Raw genomic sequence first — 18,669 nt, 5'->3', positions numbered from 1 at the left:
GCCGCCCGGAGAAGAAGAGGAGGAATTCTCATGTTGGAGTCGTGTGTGACGTACTCCGTCCTTCCTGCTTCGGACCTGGCGCGGGCCACGGCGTGGTTCCGCGACAAGCTCGAGCTCGAGCCGGAGTCGACGAGTGAGCAGGGGGTCCGTTTCAAGACGGGCACCGAGTCGAGGATCTACGTGTACGAGACGGCGAACGCCGGGACCGCCCAGAACACCGCGATGTGCTGGCTGGTGGACGACATCGAGGCGGCGATGGAGCACCTGCGTGGCAGAGGGGTCGTGTTCGCCGACTACGACTTCCCCGGACTCAAGACCGAGAACGGGATCGCCACCGACAGCGAGGGCAAGTCGGCCTGGTTCCAGGACAGCGAGGGCAACTACCTCTGCCTGACCCAGCCGGCGCAGCCGATGTGACCTGACCGCGGGCGAGCCCGGCCGTCCCGACGCGGCCGGGCGGGGAGCCGTGCGCTCAGCGCCAGACGGCGCGCAGGTACTGCGGCGGCCAGTAGTCGATCGGGACGCCGAGCTCGTGCGCGGCCCGCAGCGGGAAGTGCGGGTCGCGCAGGAGTTCGCGCGCCAGCATGACCGCGTCCGCGCTGCCGTTCTCGACGATGTCGGCCGCCTGCTGCGGCGTGGTGATCAGCCCGACGGCGCTCACATCCACTTCGGCGGACGAACGCACGTGCTCGGCGAACGGCACCTGGTAGCCCGGCTCCAGCGGGATGCGGATGCCGGTCTGGATGCCGCCGGAGGAGATGTCGAAGAAGTCGGCGCCCGCCTCCTGCGCCCAGCCGGCCACGGTCGCGGTCTGCTGCTCGTCCCAGCCGCCCGGCGTCCAGTCGCTCCCGGAGAACCGGACGAAGACGGGCACGCCGTCGCCCACCTCCTCGCGCACCGCAGAGACGATGCGCAGCAGCAGCCGCGCGCGGTTCTCCAGCGACCCGCCGTACTCGTCCTCGCGCCGGTTCGCGATGGGGGAGAGGAACTGGTGGAGCAGGTAACCGTGCGCCGCGTGGAGCTCCAGGATCCGGAAACCGGCGTCCACCGACCGGCGCGCGGCGGCGCGGAAGTCGGCGACGATCCCGTCGATGCCGGCCAGGTCGAGCTCCTGCGGGGTGTCGAAGTCGCCGAACGCGATCGCCGACGGGGCAACCGCTCGCCAGCCCCCCTCGGACTCCGGGACGGTGCCGTGGCGGTCCTCGAACCCCCACGCCGGCCAGCTCGACGCCTTGCGGCCCGCGTGCGCGAGCTGGATGCCGGCGACCGCTCCCTGGCCCTCGATGAACTCGACGATCGGGCGCCAGGCCTCCGCCTGCTCGTCCGTCCAGATGCCGGTGTCGCGCGGCGAGATGCGGCCCTCCGGGTTCACCGCGGTCGCCTCGGTGAAGACGATGCCGCTGCCGCCGGTGGCGAACGAGCCGAGGTGGACGAGGTGCCAGGTCTGCGGGATGCCGGAGTGGTCGAAGACCGAGTACTGGCACATGGGCGAGGTCCAGATCCGGTTGCGCGCCGTGACCCCGCGCAGAGTGAACGGGTCGAATAGTGAAGGCATGTTAAGTACTAAGCCGCCAGTCCCTCGAGATATGCCCGGAGGTCCGCCGCGTTCGTGTAGACGTGGCCGGCGATGCCGAGCGCCTCGGCACCGCGGACGTTCTCCTCCTTGTTGTCGATGAAGACCGTCTGCTCCGGCGTCGTGCCGAGCTCGGCGAGCACGTGCCGGAAGATCTCGGCGCTCGGCTTGATGGTGCCGAGCTCGCCGCTGACGAACACCTGCTCGAACAGGTCGCCGAGCATCCCGTGCCGGAAGTAGGAGCCGAAGTCGCGTCCCGCGTTCGAGAGCAGGGCGAGCCGGGTGCCGCCCGCCTTCAGGTCGAGCAGCACCTGCAGGGTGTCGTGGTCGATCGTGAGCCAGCTGCGGAAGTCGGCGAGCCAGAGCTGGTGGATGCGCGCGTCCGCCCACTGCTCGCCCAGCTCGCCCTCGATGCCGCGCCAGTACTGCTGGATGCTCATGGTGCCCTGATCCAGGGCGTTCCTGTGCCGCCAGTACGCGGGCCAGAACACCTCGGCGTCGCCGCCGGCGAGTTCGACGAGCGCGGCCCGGTCCGACTCGGTCGGCGTCACGGAGATGACCTCTCCGTAGTCGAAGACGATCACGCGACCGGGGATGGCGATGCTCACCACACCAACCTATCGTGAGGGGTGGAGGTGCAGGTGGGCGAGTCACGCAGCTGGGAGGAACGGGACGCACGCGACTGGATCGCGGTGCCGGAGGAGGGCGACGACAAGTACTCCCGCGGGGTGCTCGGCGTCGTGACCGGATCGGCGATGTATCCCGGCGCGGCGGTGCTCGGGGTCGAGGCGGCGGCGCGGACCGGCGTCGGAATGGTGCGCTACCTGGGCGCCGAGCGTCCGACCGAGCACGTGCTGCGGCGCCGGCCGGAGGTCGTGTCCGCGCCCGGCCGCGTGCAGGCGTGGCTGATCGGCTCCGGCATGGACGCCTCGTCGCGTCCCGCGGACGACGCCGGCCGGCTGGCGGTGGCGCTCGGCGACGGGACGCCGCTCGTGATCGACGCCGGGGCGCTCGACCTGATCGGGAAGGCGGCGGGTCCGGTGGTGATCACGCCCCACTACCGCGAGCTCGCGGGGGTGCTGGCGGCCGCGGCCGCCGACGACTCCGACGCCGTCACCGTTGACGACGTGCGTTCCGATCCGGCGGGCTGGGCCGCGCGAGCCGCGGTGGCGCTGGGCGTGACCGTGCTGCTCAAGGGGCACACGACGCATGTTGTGACGCCGGACGGCGCCCACCGCACGGTGAGCGCGGGACCGGCGTGGCTGGCGACAGCCGGGAGCGGCGACGTGCTCGGCGGCGTGCTCGGCGCCCTGGTCGCCACGCACGCGGACGCCGTGCGCGAGCACGGGCACGCGGCGCTGGCGGCGCTCGCCGCGACGGCGGCCTGGCTGCACGGCCGGGCCGGGGAGGCGGCGTCGGCCGGCGGCCCCATCGCCGCGCTGGACATCGCCGAGGCCGTGCCTTCGGTGATCCGCAGGATCCTGGGCGCCTAGGCCGGGGGAGCGGTCGAACGCATCCCCTAGGATGAGGCCCTATGGGGATGGAAGCCGCGCCGGTGCCCGCACCGGCGACACCCGACGCCGTCCCCGGGACGACGCGCCGCGTCCTCGCGAGCCCGTTCACCCTGTGGATCGCGTTCCTGCTCGTGCATCTGCTGCTCGCCGCGCTCGCGCTGCACCAGGGCAAGGGGCTGGGCGACGTGATGTTCGTCTACAAGCCGTGGGCGGAGCTCGCCTCCGTCGGCAAGCAGATCGTCGGCGTCGACTCCGACTGGGTGTACCCGTTCGGGGCGCTCGCGCCGATCATGCTCCCGCTGCTGTTCGGCGCCGACAACTACGTCGGCGGCTGGCTGACGATGGTCACGCTGCTGAACGCGGCCGCGTTCGCGGTGCTGATCGTCGGCAGGGAGCCGCGTCGCATCGTCGCCGCGTGGTGGTGGCTGGGCTTCCTGGTGCTGCTCGGCCCGATCGCCGTCGGGCGGCTGGACTCGGTGTCCGTCGCGCTCGTCATCGTCGGTCTGCTCTGGCTGACGCTGCACGAGAGGGCGGCCGTGGTCGTGCTCACGGCCGCCACCTGGATCAAGGTCTGGCCGGCCGCCGTCCTGGTCGCCGCCGTGATCGCGCTGCGCAGCCGCTGGCGGATCGTCGCGGTCGGCGCCGTCACCAGTGCGATCATCGTCGCCGTCCCGCTGATCTTCGGCGCCGGGCTGCACGTTCTCAGCTTCATCACGATGCAGACCGGACGCGGCATCCAGATCGAGGCGCCGGTGGCGACGTTCTGGATGTGGCAGGCCGCCTTCCAGGTCCCCGGCTCGGTCGTGTACTACGACACGACGCTGCTCACCTTCCAGGTGACAGGCGACGGCACGATCGCGGCCGGGTCGCTGATGAACCCGCTGCTCGCGGTGACCGCGGTGACCGTCGCCCTGATCGGCATCCGTTCGCTGCACCGCGGGACGCCGTACACGCGCATCCTGCCGGAGCTGTCGCTCGCGCTGGTGACCGCATTCATCGCGTTCAACAAGGTGGGGTCGCCGCAGTACATCACCTGGCTCGCCGCGCCGGTCATCATCGGGCTCGTCTACCAGGGCCGCGGCTTCAAGACGCCCGCCGTGCTCGTGCTGGTGACCGCAGCGCTCACGCAGGTGATCTACCCGTACCTGTACGACGGACTGCTCGGGACGCCGGTGCCGGCGATGGTGGCCGTGCTGACGCTGCGGAACCTCAGCTATTTCGTCATCCTCGGCTGGTGCATCGGCGCGCTCTGGCGCAAGCGGCACGCGGACGAGGCGAAGGACGACCTGCTGCCCGCGCACGCCTGGCCGTTCCGGGCGGCGCCGGACGCGCACCCCATGCCGGTCCGCGGGCCCGGCTCCTAGACTGGGAGGGACGAAGGAGGGTCACATGCTCGTCGCATTCTCGGTCGCCCCCAGCGGCGGCGAAGGGCCGGACGCCTCGGTGCACGACGCCGTGGCCGCGGCCGTGCGGATCGTACGGGATTCGGGGCTGCCCAACCGCACATCCTCGATGTTCACCGAGATCGAGGGCGAGTGGGACGAGGTGATGGACGTCGTCCGCCGCGCCACCGAGGCGGTCGGCGCCTACGGCACCCGCGTCTCCCTCGTCCTGAAGGCCGACATCCGTCCCGGGTACAGCGGGGAGATCGACGGCAAGGTCGAGCGCCTGGAGGCCGCCCTGGAGCAGGGCTCCTAGATGGACTGGCTGTACCTCGGGCTCGTCGCGCTCCCGTGGTGGCTGCCGGTGCTGGTGCTGCTGCTCGTGCTGGTCGGCGGGGCGGCGCTCGGCGCGGTCATCGTCGCGGTGATCGGCGCCGTGCGCACCGGCTTCCGCACGCAGGAGCCGGCCGCGGACGTCGACGTCGCCGAGTTCTTCGCCGACGCCGCACGCTGAGCCTCGTGCCTTCTCCTTCCTCTGGCGGGGAGCTGAGCCGCGCCGGTCAGCGCGCGGCGGGGAGGAGCGGGGCGCCGCGGCGCCACACCTGGCGGATGTTCAGCGTGTCCGTGATTCTCGTCGTCGGGTCGCCGTCGACCAGCAGGAGGTCGGCGCGGAGGCCCTCCGCGATGAGCCCGCGGTCGGCGAGGCCGAACCGGCGCGCCGGGGCCGACGTCGCGGCCCGGAGCGCCTCCAGCGGCGACAGTCCGGCCTCGGCCAGCAGCTGCAGCTCGTGGTGGACGCTCGCGCCGTGCGCCAGGCCGCCGAAGGCCGGCGCGGGGAAGGACGCGTCCGTGCCGACGAGGAGGTCGACGCCCGCCTCGTGCAGCGCGCGCACCGACGCCAGGACGTCGTCGAGGCGTCCCTGCGGGTAGCGGTCGTAGCTGCTCTCGAGCGTGGCGAGCCACGCGTCGTCCAGCCGGGAGCGCACGCGCGGGTCCGAGGCGAGGGCGGTCGCAGGGATACCCATCATCGACGCGTCGAGCACCACGCACGGCACGACGAACGCGCCGGACGCGGCGACGGCCTCGATGACCTCAGCGGTGTGCGGCCGGTCCATGAAGAGGTGCGCGAGGCCGTCGATGCCGGCCGAGACGGCGGAGGACGTGGCATCCAGTGTCAGGGTGTGCGCGACGGTGAGCAGGCCGCGCCGGTGCGCCTCGGCGACCCCGGCGGCGATCGTCGCGTCGTCGAGCATCGGGAGCCCGGGGGCGCCCTCGACCGTGCCGTCGTCGATCATGAACTTGATGTAGTCCGATCCCGATGCTTCCAGGAGCGGGACGAAGGCGGCCGCCTCCTTCGGGGTCGTGGAGAACGGCATCACGACGTCCGCCCACGGGTCGCCGCCGTCCGCCGGACCGGCGTCGTCCCACGGCGCCTCGTCGTGCTCGCCATCGTCGTCCATCAGTTCGCTCGGGTGGCCGCCGGGCGGGGTGATCCCGAAACCCGCCGAGCGCACGTCGGCGAGGGTGTCGTCCTCGCTCACCTGACCGCGGTTGCCCCTGGTGAACATGCCCTGCATCTCCAGCTCCGTGGTGACACCGAAGGCGAGTGCGGTGCGGAGGCCGTCCTCCGAGGTGTGAACGTGGGCGTCGATGAGTCCGGGGAGCAGCGTGCCCCCGCGTGCGTCCACGATCTCGGCGTCGCGCGGTGCGGCGCCTCCGAGGGAGCGGATCCGGCCCCCCTCGATCACCACCGTCGTGGCGTCGATGGTGTCCTCGCCGTCGAAGATGCGGGCGTTGATGATGGCGGTCGTGCTCATAGCGGGTTCCTTCCTCTGCGGGATCGGGTCGACCATAGCAGAATTCTGTAGTGACTACAGAAATGGTATCGCTCCGAAAATGGATAGGATCCGAGAAAGTCTCTAGACTCGGGGCATGGCCGCAGGAACGGGACTCAGGGAGCGCAAACGCGCGCAGACGCGCCTCGCACTGCACGAGGCGGCCCTCCGGCTGTTCCTCGAGCGCGGGTTCGAGGACGTGACCGTTGCAGAGATCGCGGACGAGGCGAACGTGGCACTCACAACGCTCTTCACCTACTACCCGGAGGGGAAGGTCGCGCTGGTCTTCCCGCAGGAGGAGGACCGCCAGGACGCGCTCATCCGGGCGGTCCGCGAACGGCCCGCGGGAACGGATCCGCTTGCCGCCGTCCAGCGGTTCATGGCCTCCCGGTTGCCGTTCGAGGCCGGAGACGAGCACACGGAACGGCTCCTCGACCTCATCTTCGGTACGCCGCCGCTGCGCGCCTATGTGCGCAAGAACTGGACCGACTGCGAGGACGCCCTCACCGCGGTCCTGGCGGAGGAGTGGAGCGATCGCGGGCGCATCGACCTGCGGGCGCTCGCGCGCTTCGTCCTCGAAAGCCCTGACATCGCCGCGCGCGAGGAGTCGCCCGGCGAGGCGCTCGCCGTGATCTTCGCCAACCTGCGCCGCGGCTGGGGCGTATGAACGCCGGGTCTCAGTCGATCGGGACCGGATCCGCGTGCTGCGCGTGCACCACGCCGGTGTCGACGCCACGGCGGACGCGGGAGCGGTCGATCCCGAACGACACCAGCGCCAGCGCGATCCCCGCCACGCAGAGGACCGCGCCGACCGCGACGGGCGAGAGGTAGCCGAACCCGGCGGCCACGGTCAGCCCGCCGAGGAAGGCACCGGCCGCGTTAGCGATGTTCAGCGCGGAGTGGTTGAGGGCGGCGGCGATCGACTGGCTGTCGTGGGCGACATCCATCAGCCGGGTCTGAATGGTCGGCGAGAGCGCGGAGGACGCCCCGGCGATCACGAACACCGAGATCAGGAGCCCGGCGATGCTCCACGCGGTCAGGAACAGCGCGGCGAGGCCGACGAGCAGCACGACGAAGAACAGCAGCATCGAGCGCGGGACGCTGCGGTCCGCCATCCGGCCGCCGAGGATGTTGCCGACGGTCATCCCGACGCCGACCAGGACGAGCACCAGCGGGACGCTCGACGCCGGGAGGCCGGTGACCGAGGTGACCATGGGCGCGATGTACGTGTAGACGGCGAAGAAGCCGCCGAAGCCGATCGCGCCGATCAGCAGCGCCAGCCACACCTGCAGGCGCCCGAACGCGCGCAGCTCGTTGCGCATCGTCGCCAGCGGGTTCCCCGCCTGCCACGGCACCAGCAGGGCCACGGCCACGAAGGTCAGCGCGAAGATCGCCGCGACCACCAGGTAGGCGATGCGCCAGCCGTGCGTCTGGCCGACCCAGGTGATGAACGGGACGCCGATCACGTTGGCGATGGTGAGACCGGAGAGCACGAAGGCGACGCCCTGGCCGCGCTTGCCCGGTCCCATCAGGGACGCGGCGACGAGCGACGCGATGCCGAAGTACGCGCCGTGCGGGAGCGCGGAGAGGAAGCGGGCGACCAGCACCAGCCCGAAGGTGGGCGCGAGGGCGGAGGCGACGGTGCCGACCGTGAACGCGACGAGCAGCCAGAGCAGCAGCTTCTTGCGCGGCCAGCGCGCGGCCAGGGCAGCGATGGTCGGCGCGCCGACCACGACGCCGAGGGCGTAGGCGGAGATGATCCAGCCGGCCTGCGCGTTGGCGGCGTTCGGCGACTGCGCGTACACCTGCGGGAGCAGGTCGTGGGCGATGTTCGGGAGCAATCCCATCGCGACGAATTCGGTGGAGCCGATGCCGAAGCCCCCGAGCGCGAGGGCGAGCAGGGCAAGACGAATACGGGCCGACGCCACCGACGTCGGCCCGGCGATGACGGGATTCACCCGCCAATCCTATCGAATCGTTTCGACCCCCCACGCCCGCGAGCCCCCCCACAGCCCGCGAGCACAGGAAAAACGCTCGGATCCTGCCCGGATCCGAGCGTTTTTCCTGTGCTCGGCGGCCTGCGCGGGCGTCAGTCGTTCTGGAGGAGGATGCCGTCCTGGATGGCGCGCTTGCGCAGGGCGACCTTGGTGCCGACGTCGTAGCCGGCCACGCGGTACTTCTCGCGGATGCGCTTGAGGTAGCTCTTGGCGGTCTCGTCCGAGATCCCGAGCTGGAAGGCCACCGCCTTGACCGGCTCGCCCGCGCCGTACAGCGCCATCACCCGGCGCTCCTGCGCGCTCAGCTTGGGCGCGCCGCCGACCTCGCCGGCGTTCAGCGCGAGGTCCAGCTCGGCCGAGATGAACGACTCGCCCTTGCTGGCCGCGCGGATCGCCTCCACGATCATCTCGGCGTCCTCGCTCTTGACGAGGTAGCCCATCGCGCCGGCCGCGAGCGCCTCGCGCACGACGGCGGGCTCGGAGTACGTGCTCATCAGCACCGTCCGCACGCCCGTCGTCTTGAGCGTCGACAGCTTGAGGGAGACCGGGATGTTGTCCTTGAGGTCCAGATCCAGCAGCACGACGTCGACGGGGAACTCGGGATGCGTCAGCAGCTCGGGCCAGGTGGCGACGGCCGCGACCATCCGGATGTCGTCCGCGGCGTTGCGGATCCATTCGGTGAGGGCGCCGAGCAGCATCTTGTGATCGTCGACGATCGCGATTCTGATGGGGGGAGCCTCGCTCATGAGCAAGCCTTTCTTCCTGTCTGCGCCGGCCGTATCACGTCAGCTCGGCGGTGGTGTCGCTCACGGTGGTGATCTCGAGCCGGAGCGTCGAGCCGGAGAAGGCCTCGACGTGGCGGCCCACCTTACGGATAGCTTGCCACGCCGCGGGGTCTACCCCGTTTCGCGGCACACCGGTGGCGGTGATCACGATGGACATGGTGGTGCCGGGTCCCTCCACGCGCCCGATGTCGAGATCGAGGCTGCGGGACTGGCCGGCGCCGGTGCGCACCGGGTCGCTGATCAGCAGCCACACCGCGGTGAGCAGCCCGTCGCGCTGATCGCGCGTGAGCCCGGCCGCCAGGCCGTCCGGGTCGCTCAGGGTGACCGCGGGGCCGAGCAGCGCCGACTCGGTGACGGCGTGGTACAGCCAGGTCTCCTTGCGGCCCTGGATGAGGTGCAGGCGCAGCTCGGTGGCGATGCTCGCCGCGGTGTCCGCGGTCTCCTCGTCCAGCGGAAGCGACGTGCGCCCGGTGGCGACGCCGTCGAGCAGCCGCTCGGCCGCGAGGTCGAGCCGCGCCAGCTCCTCCGAGGCCATCATGCCGACCGCGTAGCCGGGGGAGGAGACCGTGCTCTGCACCTGGACGAGGTCGAGCTCCAGCTGGACGAGCGTGCTCAGCGAGCGGACGATCTGCACGCCGACCAGGGGCGGGGCCACGGCGATCGCGATCGTCGCGAAGCCCGGCCCGAGCATCTGGATGTCCGGCAGCGACCGGATGACGAGCACGGTCGCCAGTGCGGCCCCGAGGACGATGGTCGCCAGCACGATGTCCCGCGCCGGCCGCACCGAGGCGCAGAGCAGCAGCGCCGGACCGACCGCCGCCGCCGCGGTGAGCGGCAGCCACTGGTCGGCGCCGGCGGTGCCGAGGACGTCCAGCGTCACCACGGCCGTCCAGGCGAGGAGCGCCCCGGCGAACATCCAGTTCGGCAGCACATCCGGCAGCCGGAAGCGCAGGATGAGCGCCGCCACCAGCGTCGCGATCAGCAGTCCCCAGGCCGCGCCGGTCAGGAGCGGCCGCGGGTCGTAGCCGATCGTCAGCGCGGCGATCACGAACAGGAACGCGATCAGGGCGACGGAGGCGATGTTGAAGCCGAGGTCGAGGCGCGCGCGGCCCAGGGCGTCCCGCTCCTGCCCGCCCGGTCCCGGCCGGCCGACCTGCCGGTGCGGAATCGTGCGCTCGTCGACGCGGCTCACTTGGGCACCTCCAGCACCACGGTCGTCCCGCTCCCGGGGGACGAGAACAGACGGGCGTTGCCGCCGACATCGCGCAGGCGGGCGACGATCGACTCCGTGAAGCCGAGCCTGCCCTCCTGGATGGACGAAACGTCGAACCCGACGCCGGAGTCGGTGACCATCGCGCGGACCGTCGTCTCGTCGTCCGTGATGGTCACGTGCGCCTCGTTCACCCCGGAGTGCCTGCGCACGTTCTCCAGGCACTCGGCGAGGGCGAGCAGGAACGCGTCCAGGATGTCGCTGGGCAGCAGCACCTGGCCGGAGCCGTGCCAGTTCACCTCGAGGCCCATCCGGCGGAAGCGCTGCTTGACCGACTCCAGCGTGTTGCCGAGCGTCGACTCCTCGACCGGCTTCAGCCGGTAGTCGCCGGAGCGGGACGGGTCGGGCGTGAAGCCGAGCCGCAGCTGCCGCAGCAGCGCCGCGTCCTCCGCCGCCTGCTCCCGCAGCGCGCCGACGCTGACGCCGACCCCGGAGTGCGCGAGCAGCGTGAGCGTCGCGAGCACCGTGTCGTGCAGCAGCCGGGCGCCCTGCCGGCGCCGCGCCTCGGTCTCGCTGGCCTGCCTCTCGACGCGGTACGCACGGCTCATCGTCGAGATGCGCTTGAGCGTCCGGGGGACGGTCCGCGAGAGCCAGACGCCGGTGGCCGTGAGCGCGACCCAGCCGGCGAGGATGAAGACGACGACCTCCGTCAGCCGGGAGCCGGTCACCGCGAGCGTCGCGACCGTGGCCACGACGGTCGCCAGGGCGGCCACGACCAGCTGCGCGATGCTCGCGCGGGACGTGCTGCCGAGCACACTGACGCTCGGGATGGCCGCGGCGGCGACGACGCCGACCGCAGCGACGGCGGACGGGACGAGCTCGTGCCCGGGGAGCAGGTGGATGAGGACGAGCGCGAGGCCGGCGACGACGATCACCCACATCCACAGCCGCATCCGCAGCAGCGCCGGCAGCTGGAACTGCGCGTAGCCCATGCAGACCAGGAGGACCAGGGAGGCGAAGTACAGCGGCAGCGGCAGCGTCCCGGGCACGCTCAGGCACAGCAGCGCGGTCACCGTGGCGGTCAGCCCGACCGTTCGCGCCGTGGTGGCGAGGAGTCGATCACGCTCCTTCTGGATGCGCGACATGCCCCTCCGTTCCTCACTCCGCGAGCAGCCGCCTCAGGTGGGTGCTGACGGCGTCGTCCTCGATCAGGAACCCGTCGTGACCGAAGTCCGAACGGATCACCACGGGAATCCTACCGTCGATCGTGTCCCGCAGATGGGAGGCGATGAGCTCCTGGCCCTCGACGGGGAACAGCCGGTCGCTGTCGATGCCGAGCACGAGCGTCCTCGCGGTCACCAGGGACAGCGCGGCGGCCAGCCCGCCTCGGCCGCGGCCGACGTCGTGCGAGTTCATCGCCTCCACCAGCGTCAGGTAGCTGTTGGCGTCGAAGCGCCGCGTGAACTTGTTGCCGTGGAAGTCGAGGTACGACTCGACGGCGAACCGGCCGCCGCCGCCGAGCGGGCTGATCCCGCTCTGCCAGGCGCGCTCGAACCGCTCGTTCAGCTCGGACGGGCTGCGGTAGTTGAGCAGCGCCATCCGGCGGGCGAGCGCGAGGCCGCGGTGCGGTCCCTCGCCGTCCTTCTCGTCGTAGTAGTAGCCGCCGTGGAACAGCGGATCGGTGCGGACCGCCTCGATCTGCACGGAGTTGAGCGCGATCTGGTCCGCGGTCGAGAACGGCGGAGCGGCGAGCACGGCCAGTCGCTCCACGCGCTCCGGGAAGCTCACCGCCCACTCGATCGCCTGCATCCCGCCCATCGACCCGCCGACGACGGCCGCCCAGCGCCCGATGCCGATCTCGTCGGCGAACGCGGCCTGCGCGTTCACCTGGTCCCGGATCGTCGTGAACGGGAACCGCGGCCCCCACTCCGCGCCGTCCGGAGCGATCGAGGCGGGCCCGGTCGTGCCCTGGCAGCCGCCGAGCATGTTGGGGACGACGACGAACCAGCGGTCCGTGTCGATCGCCTTGCCGGGACCGATGATGCCCTGCCACCAGCCGGCCGTGGGATGGCCGGGGCCGGCCGCGCCGACCGCGTGGCTGTCGCCGGTGAGCGCGTGCAGCACGAGCACCGCGTTGTCCCGCTCCGGGTTCAGCTCGCCCCAGGTCTCGTACGCGACCCGCACGAACGGCAGCGTCTCGCCGCTCTCGAACCGGAACTCGCCGATCCCGGCGAACTTCCGCCCGCCGACCGGGTCGGACTCCTTCCACGCCCCGCTGGCGTGCGGTTTGCCGAGCAGCGAGCGCGCCTGCTCCTCGGTGATGAAACTCGAGGGTGCGGTGTCCGCCGACGTCTGCCACTCCATGCGTCCCATTCTTGCCGAGCGGCCGACGGGACGGTGCCGTGTTACGGCGGAGCCGGATCAGCGCCCGTCGCCGGCCTCGCGGTCGTCGACGCGCTCGGTCTCGTGCTGGTGGCGCTGGCGCAGGTGCTGGGTGCGTTCGTTGAGGTAGTTGACGATCGTGGCGCTCGAGGTCCCGACGATGGCGATGCCGCCGATCATCAGGACGACCGCGAGCAGCCGGCCGGTGACCGTCACCGGGTAGTAGTCGCCGTAGCCGACGGTCGCCATCGTCACGCACGCCCACCAGAGCGCGTCGCCGAACGAGTGGATGTTCGAACCAGGGGCGTAGCGCTCCACCTGGTACACGGCGAGCGAAATCACGTAGATGAACATCAGCACGAACGAACCGGCGACGATCAGGACCCTGCGGCGCAGGTGCGACGCGGTGTTGCCGCGCAGCAGCGGCAGCCGGCCCAGGTCGCCGATCAGCCGGAACGGCCGGGCGAGCGGCAGCAGCACGGAGAGCAGGTCGGCGATGTTGCGCCGCACGAACCGGCGCTTGTCCTCGGCGAGGATCAGCCGCACCGAGTAGTCGACGACGAAGAGCACCCAGATCAGCCCGAGCAGGGAGACCAGCGCCGCGTACATCGCGGGCGACATCCTCGGCTGCAGGATCGTCCAGGAGTACGCGATCAGGAAGACGATGCTCGCGCCGATGCCGGGCCAGGCCGTGGCCTGCTCCCAGCGGATGCGCTTCGCGTCGTCGCTCACGCGCTAATCCTTGACCATCAGCTCGCCCTTGTGGAAGCGGTGGGATGCGGCCTGCGCGACCGGTTTGACCACGATGAGGTCGAGGTCGACGTGCCGGGGGAGGCTGAGCGCGTGCACGATCGTCTCGGCGACGTCCTCGGCGACCAGCGGCTCGGGGACGTCCTCGTAGACCGCGTCCCGCTTCGCCCTGTCTCCGCCGAAGCGCACCAGCGAGAACTCCTCGGTCGCGACCATCCCCGGCGCGACCTCGACGACGCGGATCGGCTCGCCGTTCAGCTCCAGCCGCAGCACCTCGGTGAGCGCGTGCTCGGCGAACTTGGCCGCGTTGTAGCCGCCGCCCCCGACGTACGCGGTGTGGCCGGCGATGGAGGTGACGGTGACGATGTCGGCGTGCCCGGTCGCCTTCGCGCCGGCGCGGAGCAGCGGCAGCAGCGCGCTGATCACGCGCTTGGTGGCGATGACGTTGATCTCGTACATCCACACCCAGTCGTCGACGCTCGAGCCCTCGACCGAGTCCAGGCCGTGCGCGCCTCCCGCGTTGTTGACGAGCGCGTGGATGCCGCCCGTGGCCGCGAGGTGGTCGCGGAGCGCGTCGACGTCCTCCTGGCGGGTGAGGTCGGCGGCGAAGACCTCGGCGCCGGTCTCCTCCGCGAGCGCCCGCAGCCGGTCCGCGCGGCGGGCGACCCCGACCACGTCCCAGCCCTGCTCGCGGAACAGGCGGACCGTCGCCGCCCCGATGCCCGAACTCGCTCCCGTCACGACCACTCGTCTGCTGCTCATGCGCCCATTCTCACGGGTTACGGCATGTTTCGGGTGCGTTGCCCCCGCGGTGCGTGCCGTCTAGCCTGCTAGCAACCACCCGAATACGAGGAGCGTGAGCCATGACCGACGCCGCCGACTGGCAGTTCGAGACCAAGCAGATCCACAGCGGCGCCGCGCCGGATCCGGTGACGAACGCTCGCGCGACCCCGATCTACCAGACGACGTCGTACGTCTTCAACAACGCGGAGCACGCGAAGAACCTGTTCGCGCTCGCCGAGTTCGGCAACATCTACACCCGCATCCAGAACCCGACGCAGGCCGTGGTGGAGGAGCGGGTCGCCGCGCTCGAGGGCGGCACCGGCGCTCTCCTCGTCGCGTCCGGCCAGGCCGCGGAGACCTTCGCCGTGCTCAACATCGCGCAGGCGGGCGACCACATCGTCTCCTCCAGCTCGATCTACGGCGGCACCTACAACCTGTTCAAGTACACGCTCGCCAAGCTCGGCATCGAGACCACGTTCGTCGAGAACCAGGACGACGCGGAGGAGTGGCGCCGCGCGGTCCGCCCGAACACCAAGCTGTTCTTCGCGGAGACCATCGGCAACCCGAAGATCAACGTCCTCGACATCGCACTGGTCGCCGACGTCGCGCACGAGGCGGGCGTCCCGCTGATCGTCGACAACACGATCGCGACCCCGTACCTCATCCGCCCGTTCGAGCACGGCGCCGACATCGTCGTGCACTCGGCGACGAAGTTCCTCGGCGGCCACGGCACCGTCATCGGCGGCGTCGTCGTGGACGGCGGGAAGTTCGAGTGGTCGAAGAACGTGGACAAGTTCCCCGGCCTCACCGAGCCGGACCCCTCGTACCACGGCGCCAGCTACACCGCCGCGGTCGGCGACGGCCTGGCCTACATCATCAAGGCGCGCGTCCAGCTGCTCCGCGACTTCGGTGCGGCCATCGCCCCGGCGAGCGCGTGGCAGCTGATCCAGGGCATCGAGACCCTCTCGCTGCGGGTGGAGCGCCACACGCAGAACGCGCAGGAGATCGCCGAGTTCCTCGAGTCGCACCCCGATGTCGCCTCGGTGAACTACTCGGGCCTGCCGACCAGCCCGTGGTACGCGGCCGCCAACAAGTACGCCCCCAAGGGCGTCGGCGCTGTGCTGTCGTTCGAGCTGAAGGGCGGTGTGGATGCGGGCGCCGCCCTGGTGGACAACCTCTCGCTGTTCAGCCACCTGGCCAACATCGGCGATGTCCGCAGCCTCGTCATCCACCCGGCGTCGACCACGCACTCGCAGCTGACGCCCGAGCAGCAGCTGACCGCGGGCGTCACCCCCGGTCTCGTCCGCCTCTCGGTCGGGCTGGAGAGCATCGACGACCTCAAGGCCGACCTCTCCGCCGGTCTCGCTGCCGCGCGCTCGGTCGCGGAGGCAGCGCGCGCGTAACCCCCTCCATCCAGCCCCACCCTCGAGTACGCAAAGACTGCACGCGGAGAACGGTGTCCGCGTGCAGTCTTCGCGTACTCGAGGGTGGGGCTCGAGGGTGGGGCTCGGGAGTGGGGCTCGGGAGTGGGTGCTCGCAGGGCGCGGGCGACGGCGGGACGTAATAGAGCGATGGGCGCGGGCGCGCTCCGGGAGAATGGGCCTATGGAGTGGCAGACATCCGCCGACACGGCGCCGTCGAGTTTCATCACGGACGCCCAGGCGCGGACGCTGCTCGGAAAGCCGCCGGCGAGCGGCGCCTGGAAGGAGTCCGACCATGCCGGCGGGCGCCAGTTCGCGGGGATCGGCGCGTTCACCTTCGAGAGCGGCGAGAGCCTCCCCTTCGTCCGCATCGCGTACGAGACGTGGGGCGAGCTGTCGCCGGACCGTGACAACGCGGTGCTGGTCCTGCACGCGCTGACCGGCGACTCCCATGCGGTCGGCCCTGCGAGCGCCGGCCACCTCACCGCCGGCTGGTGGCAGGGCATCATCGGACCGGGCAAGGCGATCGACACCGATCGCTGGTTCGTCGTGGTGCCCAACATGCTCGGCGGCTGCCAGGGGACGACCGGGCCGGCATCCCTCGCTCCGGACGGGGCGGAGTGGGGCCCCCGCTTCCCGTTCACCTCCATCCGCGACCAGGTGAATGCGCAGGCCGCCTTCTCCGACGCGATCGGCATCGATCGCTGGGCGGCTGTCGTCGGCGGCTCGATGGGCGGGATGCAGGCGCTGGAGTGGGCGGTGATGTTCCCGGACCGCGTCGAGCGGCTGGCCGTCCTCGCCGCGCCGCCGCATTCCACCGCCGACCAGATCGCCCTCAACTCGGTGCAGATCGAGGCCGTTCGCACAGACCCCCTGTTCCGCGGCGGTCAGTACTACGACGCCGGGGACGGCGAGGGGCCGCACCGCGGGCTGGCGCTCGCCCGCCGGATGGCGCTGCTCAACTACCGCAGCCCCTCCGAGCTGAACGTCCGGTTCGAGCGCGCGTGGCAGAGCGGGATCAGTCCGCTGGGCGGCGGCGGCCGCTTCGCGGTGGAGTCGTACCTCGACTTCCACGGCAACAAGTTCACCCGCCGGTTCGACGCCAATAGCTACATCACCCTCGTGGAGGCGATGAACTCCCACGACGTCGGCCGCGGCCGCGGAGGGCAGGCCGCCGCGCTCTCCCGGGTCGCGGCGCGCACGCTCGTCGTGGGCATCGACAGCGACCGTCTGTTCCCCGTGGAAGGACAGGAGCAGATTGCCTACCATGTTCCGGACACGCTGGACGGTAGAGTTCCAGTGGTGATCCGGTCGGACTTCGGCCACGACGGGTTCCTGATCGAGGACGATGCGGTCAGCGCTCAACTGAGGCGGCTGCTCGCAGGCTGACGATGGTTGGAGGGGCATGTCGCGCATCCAGAAGGAGCGTGATCGTCTCCTCGCCGCCACAGCCCGCACGGTCGGGCTGACCGCCACGGCGACCGCGCTGCTCTGCCTGAGCGTCCCCGGTTCGCTCCCGCTCCCCCTCTACTTCGCCTCCCTGGTGCTCATCCTGTGCCTCGGCTACGCGCAGTGGCAGCTGGCCGGGCTGCTGCGCCTGACGATGTGGATGTGGATCATCGTCGCCGCAGGCAACGCCCTCATCCTCGTCCACCTCCTCCCGGGGACCGCCCTCGGCCCCTCGGCGATCAGCGCGGTCGGCGTCATCGGCGCAGCGTCGGTCGCCTGCGTCTGCGTCCTTGCCGTCACCTCCCGTACCCGGCTGATCCTCCTGGTCGCATCTGCCGCGCTGACGGTGGGTTCGCTGGGCGTGACGCTCGGGATGACCGGCTCGCGGATGGCCGAGCCGCTCGTGTTCACGGTGACCGGCTGGATCGCGCTGACCGCGACCGGCGTCTGGCTCTCGCGGACCGTCCCACGGACGCTCAAGCGCATCTCGACCATGAGCCGCGCCTACCGTGTCGAACGCCAGGCGAGCGAGACGGAGGCGCGCCGCCGGCAGAGCGCCCGGCTGCTGCACGACACCGTGCTCGCCACGCTGACGCTGCTCGCCCACTCCGGTGTCGGCGTCAGTCACGGTGCGCTCCGGGAGCAGGCGGCCGAGGATGCTGCCCTGCTGCGCCAGCTGCGGCTCGGCTTCACGCCCGACCCGTCGCGGTCCGGCGACTACAAGCTGAAACCCGTGGAGCAGTCCACGCTCGGCAACACCCTCGAGTCGGTGAAGCAGCGCTTCCGGCGAATGGGACTGGAGGTCAACTGGCACGGCGCCGGCCAGGTCCTCCTGCCCAGCGACGTGCTCGACGCCTTCCTGCTCGCCCTCGGCGAGTGCCTCGAGAACGTGCGCAGGCACTCCGGGGTGAACGAGGCGCACGTCACCATCACCGACGACGACGCGAACGTGCGGGCCATGGTGACGGATGCGGGCAAGGGGTTCGATGTGTCGACCATCGACGCCGGCCGTCTGGGCTTCACCGAGTCGATCGTGGCGCGCCTGCGGGATGTCGGGGGCAACGCACGCCTGTTCTCGTCGCCCGGCAGCGGGACGACCGTGGTGCTGGAGGTGCCGAAGTGACCCGGATCGACGAGCGGACGGTCCCGCGCAGCCCGCTGGCACGCGGGGCAGCCGGGGACGAACGGGATGCGCTCAGCCGCGCCCGCCTGGATCTCGGCTTCAACGTCGCAACGGTCGCGCTCATCGCGTTCCTGCTGGTCCTGTTCTTCCTCGACATCGGGGACTACCCGCTGCTCGGCCTGACGATCGCCGCCTGGGTCCTCGTCGCCGTGACCCTGGTCGCCGCGCTCGTGCTGCGCTTCCGGCTGCCGGACGAGCTGCCGCTGTGGCTGTACCTCGGGGGCCTCGGGATGTGGGCGGTCGCCCTCGCCCTCGACATCGCGGGCAGCTGGCCGGGAGGAGGCGCCGCCGCGCCACTGACCGCGGCCGCGGCCATCGGGCCCGCCCTGCTGCTCTGCGTGCCTGTTCGGCCGGCCCGCGACATCCTCCTCGCGGCTGCGGCCCTCGGCGGGGTCCTCGCGATCG

The 18,669-nt window shown here is 71.3% G+C and carries 19 protein-coding genes and 1 pseudogene; 10 read left to right on the top strand and 10 right to left on the bottom strand.

The features are described from left to right. The first annotated feature begins 30 nt into the window (after window positions 1–30). Entirely contained in the window at window positions 31–417 is a 387-nt protein-coding gene (locus ACTHMF_RS18270; protein ID WP_314147361.1) for a VOC family protein, read from the top strand. A gap of 55 nt (window positions 418–472) precedes the next feature. Here the strand turns inward: ACTHMF_RS18270 and ACTHMF_RS18265 are convergent, their stop codons facing one another. Both ACTHMF_RS18265 and ACTHMF_RS18260 read right to left on the bottom strand, forming a co-directional pair. Beyond that, window positions 473–1,555 carry an NADH:flavin oxidoreductase/NADH oxidase gene (locus ACTHMF_RS18265; RefSeq protein ID WP_314147362.1) on the bottom strand — a complete coding sequence of 361 codons (1,083 nt, stop codon included), beginning with the start codon at window positions 1,553–1,555 and terminating at the stop codon, window positions 473–475. Window positions 1,556–1,563: 8 nt separating this feature from the next. Further along, a complete protein-coding gene (locus ACTHMF_RS18260; RefSeq protein WP_314147363.1) occupies window positions 1,564–2,181 on the bottom strand; it encodes an HAD family hydrolase in 618 nt (205 codons plus the stop codon). Window positions 2,182–2,214: 33 nt separating this feature from the next. Here ACTHMF_RS18260 and ACTHMF_RS18255 point away from each other — a divergent pair, with 33 nt between their 5' ends. The 4 genes from ACTHMF_RS18255 to ACTHMF_RS18240 are packed head-to-tail and all read left to right on the top strand — an operon-like array spanning window position 2,215 to window position 4,983. Then, window positions 2,215–3,066 carry an ADP-dependent NAD(P)H-hydrate dehydratase gene (locus tag ACTHMF_RS18255; RefSeq protein ID WP_440319574.1) on the top strand — a complete coding sequence of 284 codons (852 nt, stop codon included), beginning with the start codon at window positions 2,215–2,217 and terminating at the stop codon, window positions 3,064–3,066. A 41-nt stretch (window positions 3,067–3,107) separates the two neighbouring features. Then, a complete protein-coding gene (locus tag ACTHMF_RS18250; RefSeq protein WP_440319572.1) occupies window positions 3,108–4,451 on the top strand; it encodes a hypothetical protein in 1,344 nt (447 codons plus the stop codon). A gap of 25 nt (window positions 4,452–4,476) precedes the next feature. Further along, window positions 4,477–4,785 (top strand): thiamine-binding protein, encoded by a 309-nt coding sequence (locus tag ACTHMF_RS18245; protein WP_314149105.1) that lies wholly within the window; start codon window positions 4,477–4,479, stop codon window positions 4,783–4,785. Next, window positions 4,786–4,983, top strand: coding sequence for a hypothetical protein (locus ACTHMF_RS18240; RefSeq protein ID WP_440319571.1), 198 nt, complete (start codon window positions 4,786–4,788; stop codon window positions 4,981–4,983). A 46-nt stretch (window positions 4,984–5,029) separates the two neighbouring features. On the opposite strand, the gene ACTHMF_RS18235 is transcribed toward ACTHMF_RS18240, so the two are convergent. Further along, complete coding sequence (locus ACTHMF_RS18235; protein WP_440319570.1) at window positions 5,030–6,286, bottom strand: amidohydrolase family protein; 1,257 nt, start codon at window positions 6,284–6,286, stop codon at window positions 5,030–5,032. Window positions 6,287–6,401: 115 nt separating this feature from the next. Between ACTHMF_RS18235 and ACTHMF_RS18230 the strand changes: the two genes are divergently transcribed. Further along, entirely contained in the window at window positions 6,402–6,971 is a 570-nt protein-coding gene (locus ACTHMF_RS18230; RefSeq protein WP_440319569.1) for a TetR/AcrR family transcriptional regulator, read from the top strand. Between the two features lie 10 nt (window positions 6,972–6,981). On the opposite strand, the gene ACTHMF_RS18225 is transcribed toward ACTHMF_RS18230, so the two are convergent. From ACTHMF_RS18225 to ACTHMF_RS18195, 7 genes are all read right to left on the bottom strand, one after another. Then, a complete protein-coding gene (locus tag ACTHMF_RS18225) occupies window positions 6,982–8,262 on the bottom strand; it encodes an MFS transporter (protein WP_440319567.1) in 1,281 nt (426 codons plus the stop codon). A gap of 131 nt (window positions 8,263–8,393) precedes the next feature. After that, window positions 8,394–9,047, bottom strand: a complete 654-nt coding sequence (locus tag ACTHMF_RS18220) for a response regulator transcription factor (RefSeq protein ID WP_314149100.1) — start codon at window positions 9,045–9,047, stop codon at window positions 8,394–8,396. A gap of 34 nt (window positions 9,048–9,081) precedes the next feature. Beyond that, the gene (locus tag ACTHMF_RS18215; protein ID WP_440319565.1) at window positions 9,082–10,278 is read right to left on the bottom strand and encodes a hypothetical protein; all 1,197 of its coding nucleotides are present in this window, start codon (window positions 10,276–10,278) and stop codon (window positions 9,082–9,084) included. After that, window positions 10,275–11,441, bottom strand: coding sequence for a sensor histidine kinase (locus tag ACTHMF_RS18210; protein ID WP_314149098.1), 1,167 nt, complete (start codon window positions 11,439–11,441; stop codon window positions 10,275–10,277). The genes ACTHMF_RS18215 and ACTHMF_RS18210 overlap by 4 nt, the downstream gene beginning before the upstream one ends. 13 nt (window positions 11,442–11,454) lie before the next feature. Further along, the gene (metX, locus tag ACTHMF_RS18205; RefSeq protein WP_440319563.1) at window positions 11,455–12,660 is read right to left on the bottom strand and encodes a homoserine O-acetyltransferase MetX; all 1,206 of its coding nucleotides are present in this window, start codon (window positions 12,658–12,660) and stop codon (window positions 11,455–11,457) included. Between the two features lie 57 nt (window positions 12,661–12,717). Then, on the bottom strand, window positions 12,718–13,410 hold the full coding sequence (locus tag ACTHMF_RS18200) for a potassium channel family protein (RefSeq protein WP_440319562.1): 693 nt from the start codon (window positions 13,408–13,410) through the stop codon (window positions 12,718–12,720). 3 nt (window positions 13,411–13,413) lie between these two features. Further along, window positions 13,414–14,190 carry an SDR family oxidoreductase gene (locus tag ACTHMF_RS18195; protein WP_314149095.1) on the bottom strand — a complete coding sequence of 259 codons (777 nt, stop codon included), beginning with the start codon at window positions 14,188–14,190 and terminating at the stop codon, window positions 13,414–13,416. Window positions 14,191–14,291: 101 nt separating this feature from the next. Between ACTHMF_RS18195 and ACTHMF_RS18190 the strand changes: the two genes are divergently transcribed. The 4 genes and pseudogenes from ACTHMF_RS18190 to ACTHMF_RS18175 all read left to right on the top strand — a co-directional run. Further along, entirely contained in the window at window positions 14,292–15,614 is a 1,323-nt protein-coding gene (locus ACTHMF_RS18190) for a bifunctional o-acetylhomoserine/o-acetylserine sulfhydrylase (protein WP_440319560.1), read from the top strand. Between the two features lie 201 nt (window positions 15,615–15,815). Beyond that, a complete protein-coding gene (gene metX, locus ACTHMF_RS18185) occupies window positions 15,816–17,021 on the top strand; it encodes a homoserine O-acetyltransferase MetX (RefSeq protein WP_440319559.1) in 1,206 nt (401 codons plus the stop codon). Window positions 17,022–17,037: 16 nt separating this feature from the next. Then, on the top strand, window positions 17,038–18,204 hold the full coding sequence (locus ACTHMF_RS18180) for a sensor histidine kinase (RefSeq protein WP_440319557.1): 1,167 nt from the start codon (window positions 17,038–17,040) through the stop codon (window positions 18,202–18,204). Then, window positions 18,201–18,669 (top strand): annotated as a pseudogene (locus ACTHMF_RS18175) (hypothetical protein); the annotation flags it as partial. The gene ACTHMF_RS18180 and the pseudogene ACTHMF_RS18175, both read left to right, overlap by 4 nt.

The organism is Leifsonia sp. (assembly GCF_051955155.1).
Classification (GTDB): domain Bacteria; phylum Actinomycetota; class Actinomycetes; order Actinomycetales; family Microbacteriaceae; genus Leifsonia.
This window is presented reverse-complemented; position numbering and strand designations above follow the sequence as displayed.

Coding starts and splice junctions, on each gene's coding strand:
- ACTHMF_RS18270 (WP_314147361.1), top strand. CDS start 31: ATGTTGGAGTCGTGTGTGACGTACTCCGTCCTTCCTGCTTCGGACCTG.
- ACTHMF_RS18265 (WP_314147362.1), bottom strand. CDS start 1,555: ATGCCTTCACTATTCGACCCGTTCACTCTGCGCGGGGTCACGGCGCGC.
- ACTHMF_RS18250 (WP_440319572.1), top strand. CDS start 3,108: ATGGGGATGGAAGCCGCGCCGGTGCCCGCACCGGCGACACCCGACGCC.
- ACTHMF_RS18245 (WP_314149105.1), top strand. CDS start 4,477: ATGCTCGTCGCATTCTCGGTCGCCCCCAGCGGCGGCGAAGGGCCGGAC.
- ACTHMF_RS18240 (WP_440319571.1), top strand. CDS start 4,786: ATGGACTGGCTGTACCTCGGGCTCGTCGCGCTCCCGTGGTGGCTGCCG.
- ACTHMF_RS18235 (WP_440319570.1), bottom strand. CDS start 6,286: ATGAGCACGACCGCCATCATCAACGCCCGCATCTTCGACGGCGAGGAC.
- ACTHMF_RS18230 (WP_440319569.1), top strand. CDS start 6,402: ATGGCCGCAGGAACGGGACTCAGGGAGCGCAAACGCGCGCAGACGCGC.
- ACTHMF_RS18220 (WP_314149100.1), bottom strand. CDS start 9,047: ATGAGCGAGGCTCCCCCCATCAGAATCGCGATCGTCGACGATCACAAG.
- ACTHMF_RS18210 (WP_314149098.1), bottom strand. CDS start 11,441: ATGTCGCGCATCCAGAAGGAGCGTGATCGACTCCTCGCCACCACGGCG.
- metX (WP_440319563.1), bottom strand. CDS start 12,660: ATGGAGTGGCAGACGTCGGCGGACACCGCACCCTCGAGTTTCATCACC.
- ACTHMF_RS18195 (WP_314149095.1), bottom strand. CDS start 14,190: ATGAGCAGCAGACGAGTGGTCGTGACGGGAGCGAGTTCGGGCATCGGG.
- ACTHMF_RS18190 (WP_440319560.1), top strand. CDS start 14,292: ATGACCGACGCCGCCGACTGGCAGTTCGAGACCAAGCAGATCCACAGC.
- metX (WP_440319559.1), top strand. CDS start 15,816: ATGGAGTGGCAGACATCCGCCGACACGGCGCCGTCGAGTTTCATCACG.
- ACTHMF_RS18180 (WP_440319557.1), top strand. CDS start 17,038: ATGTCGCGCATCCAGAAGGAGCGTGATCGTCTCCTCGCCGCCACAGCC.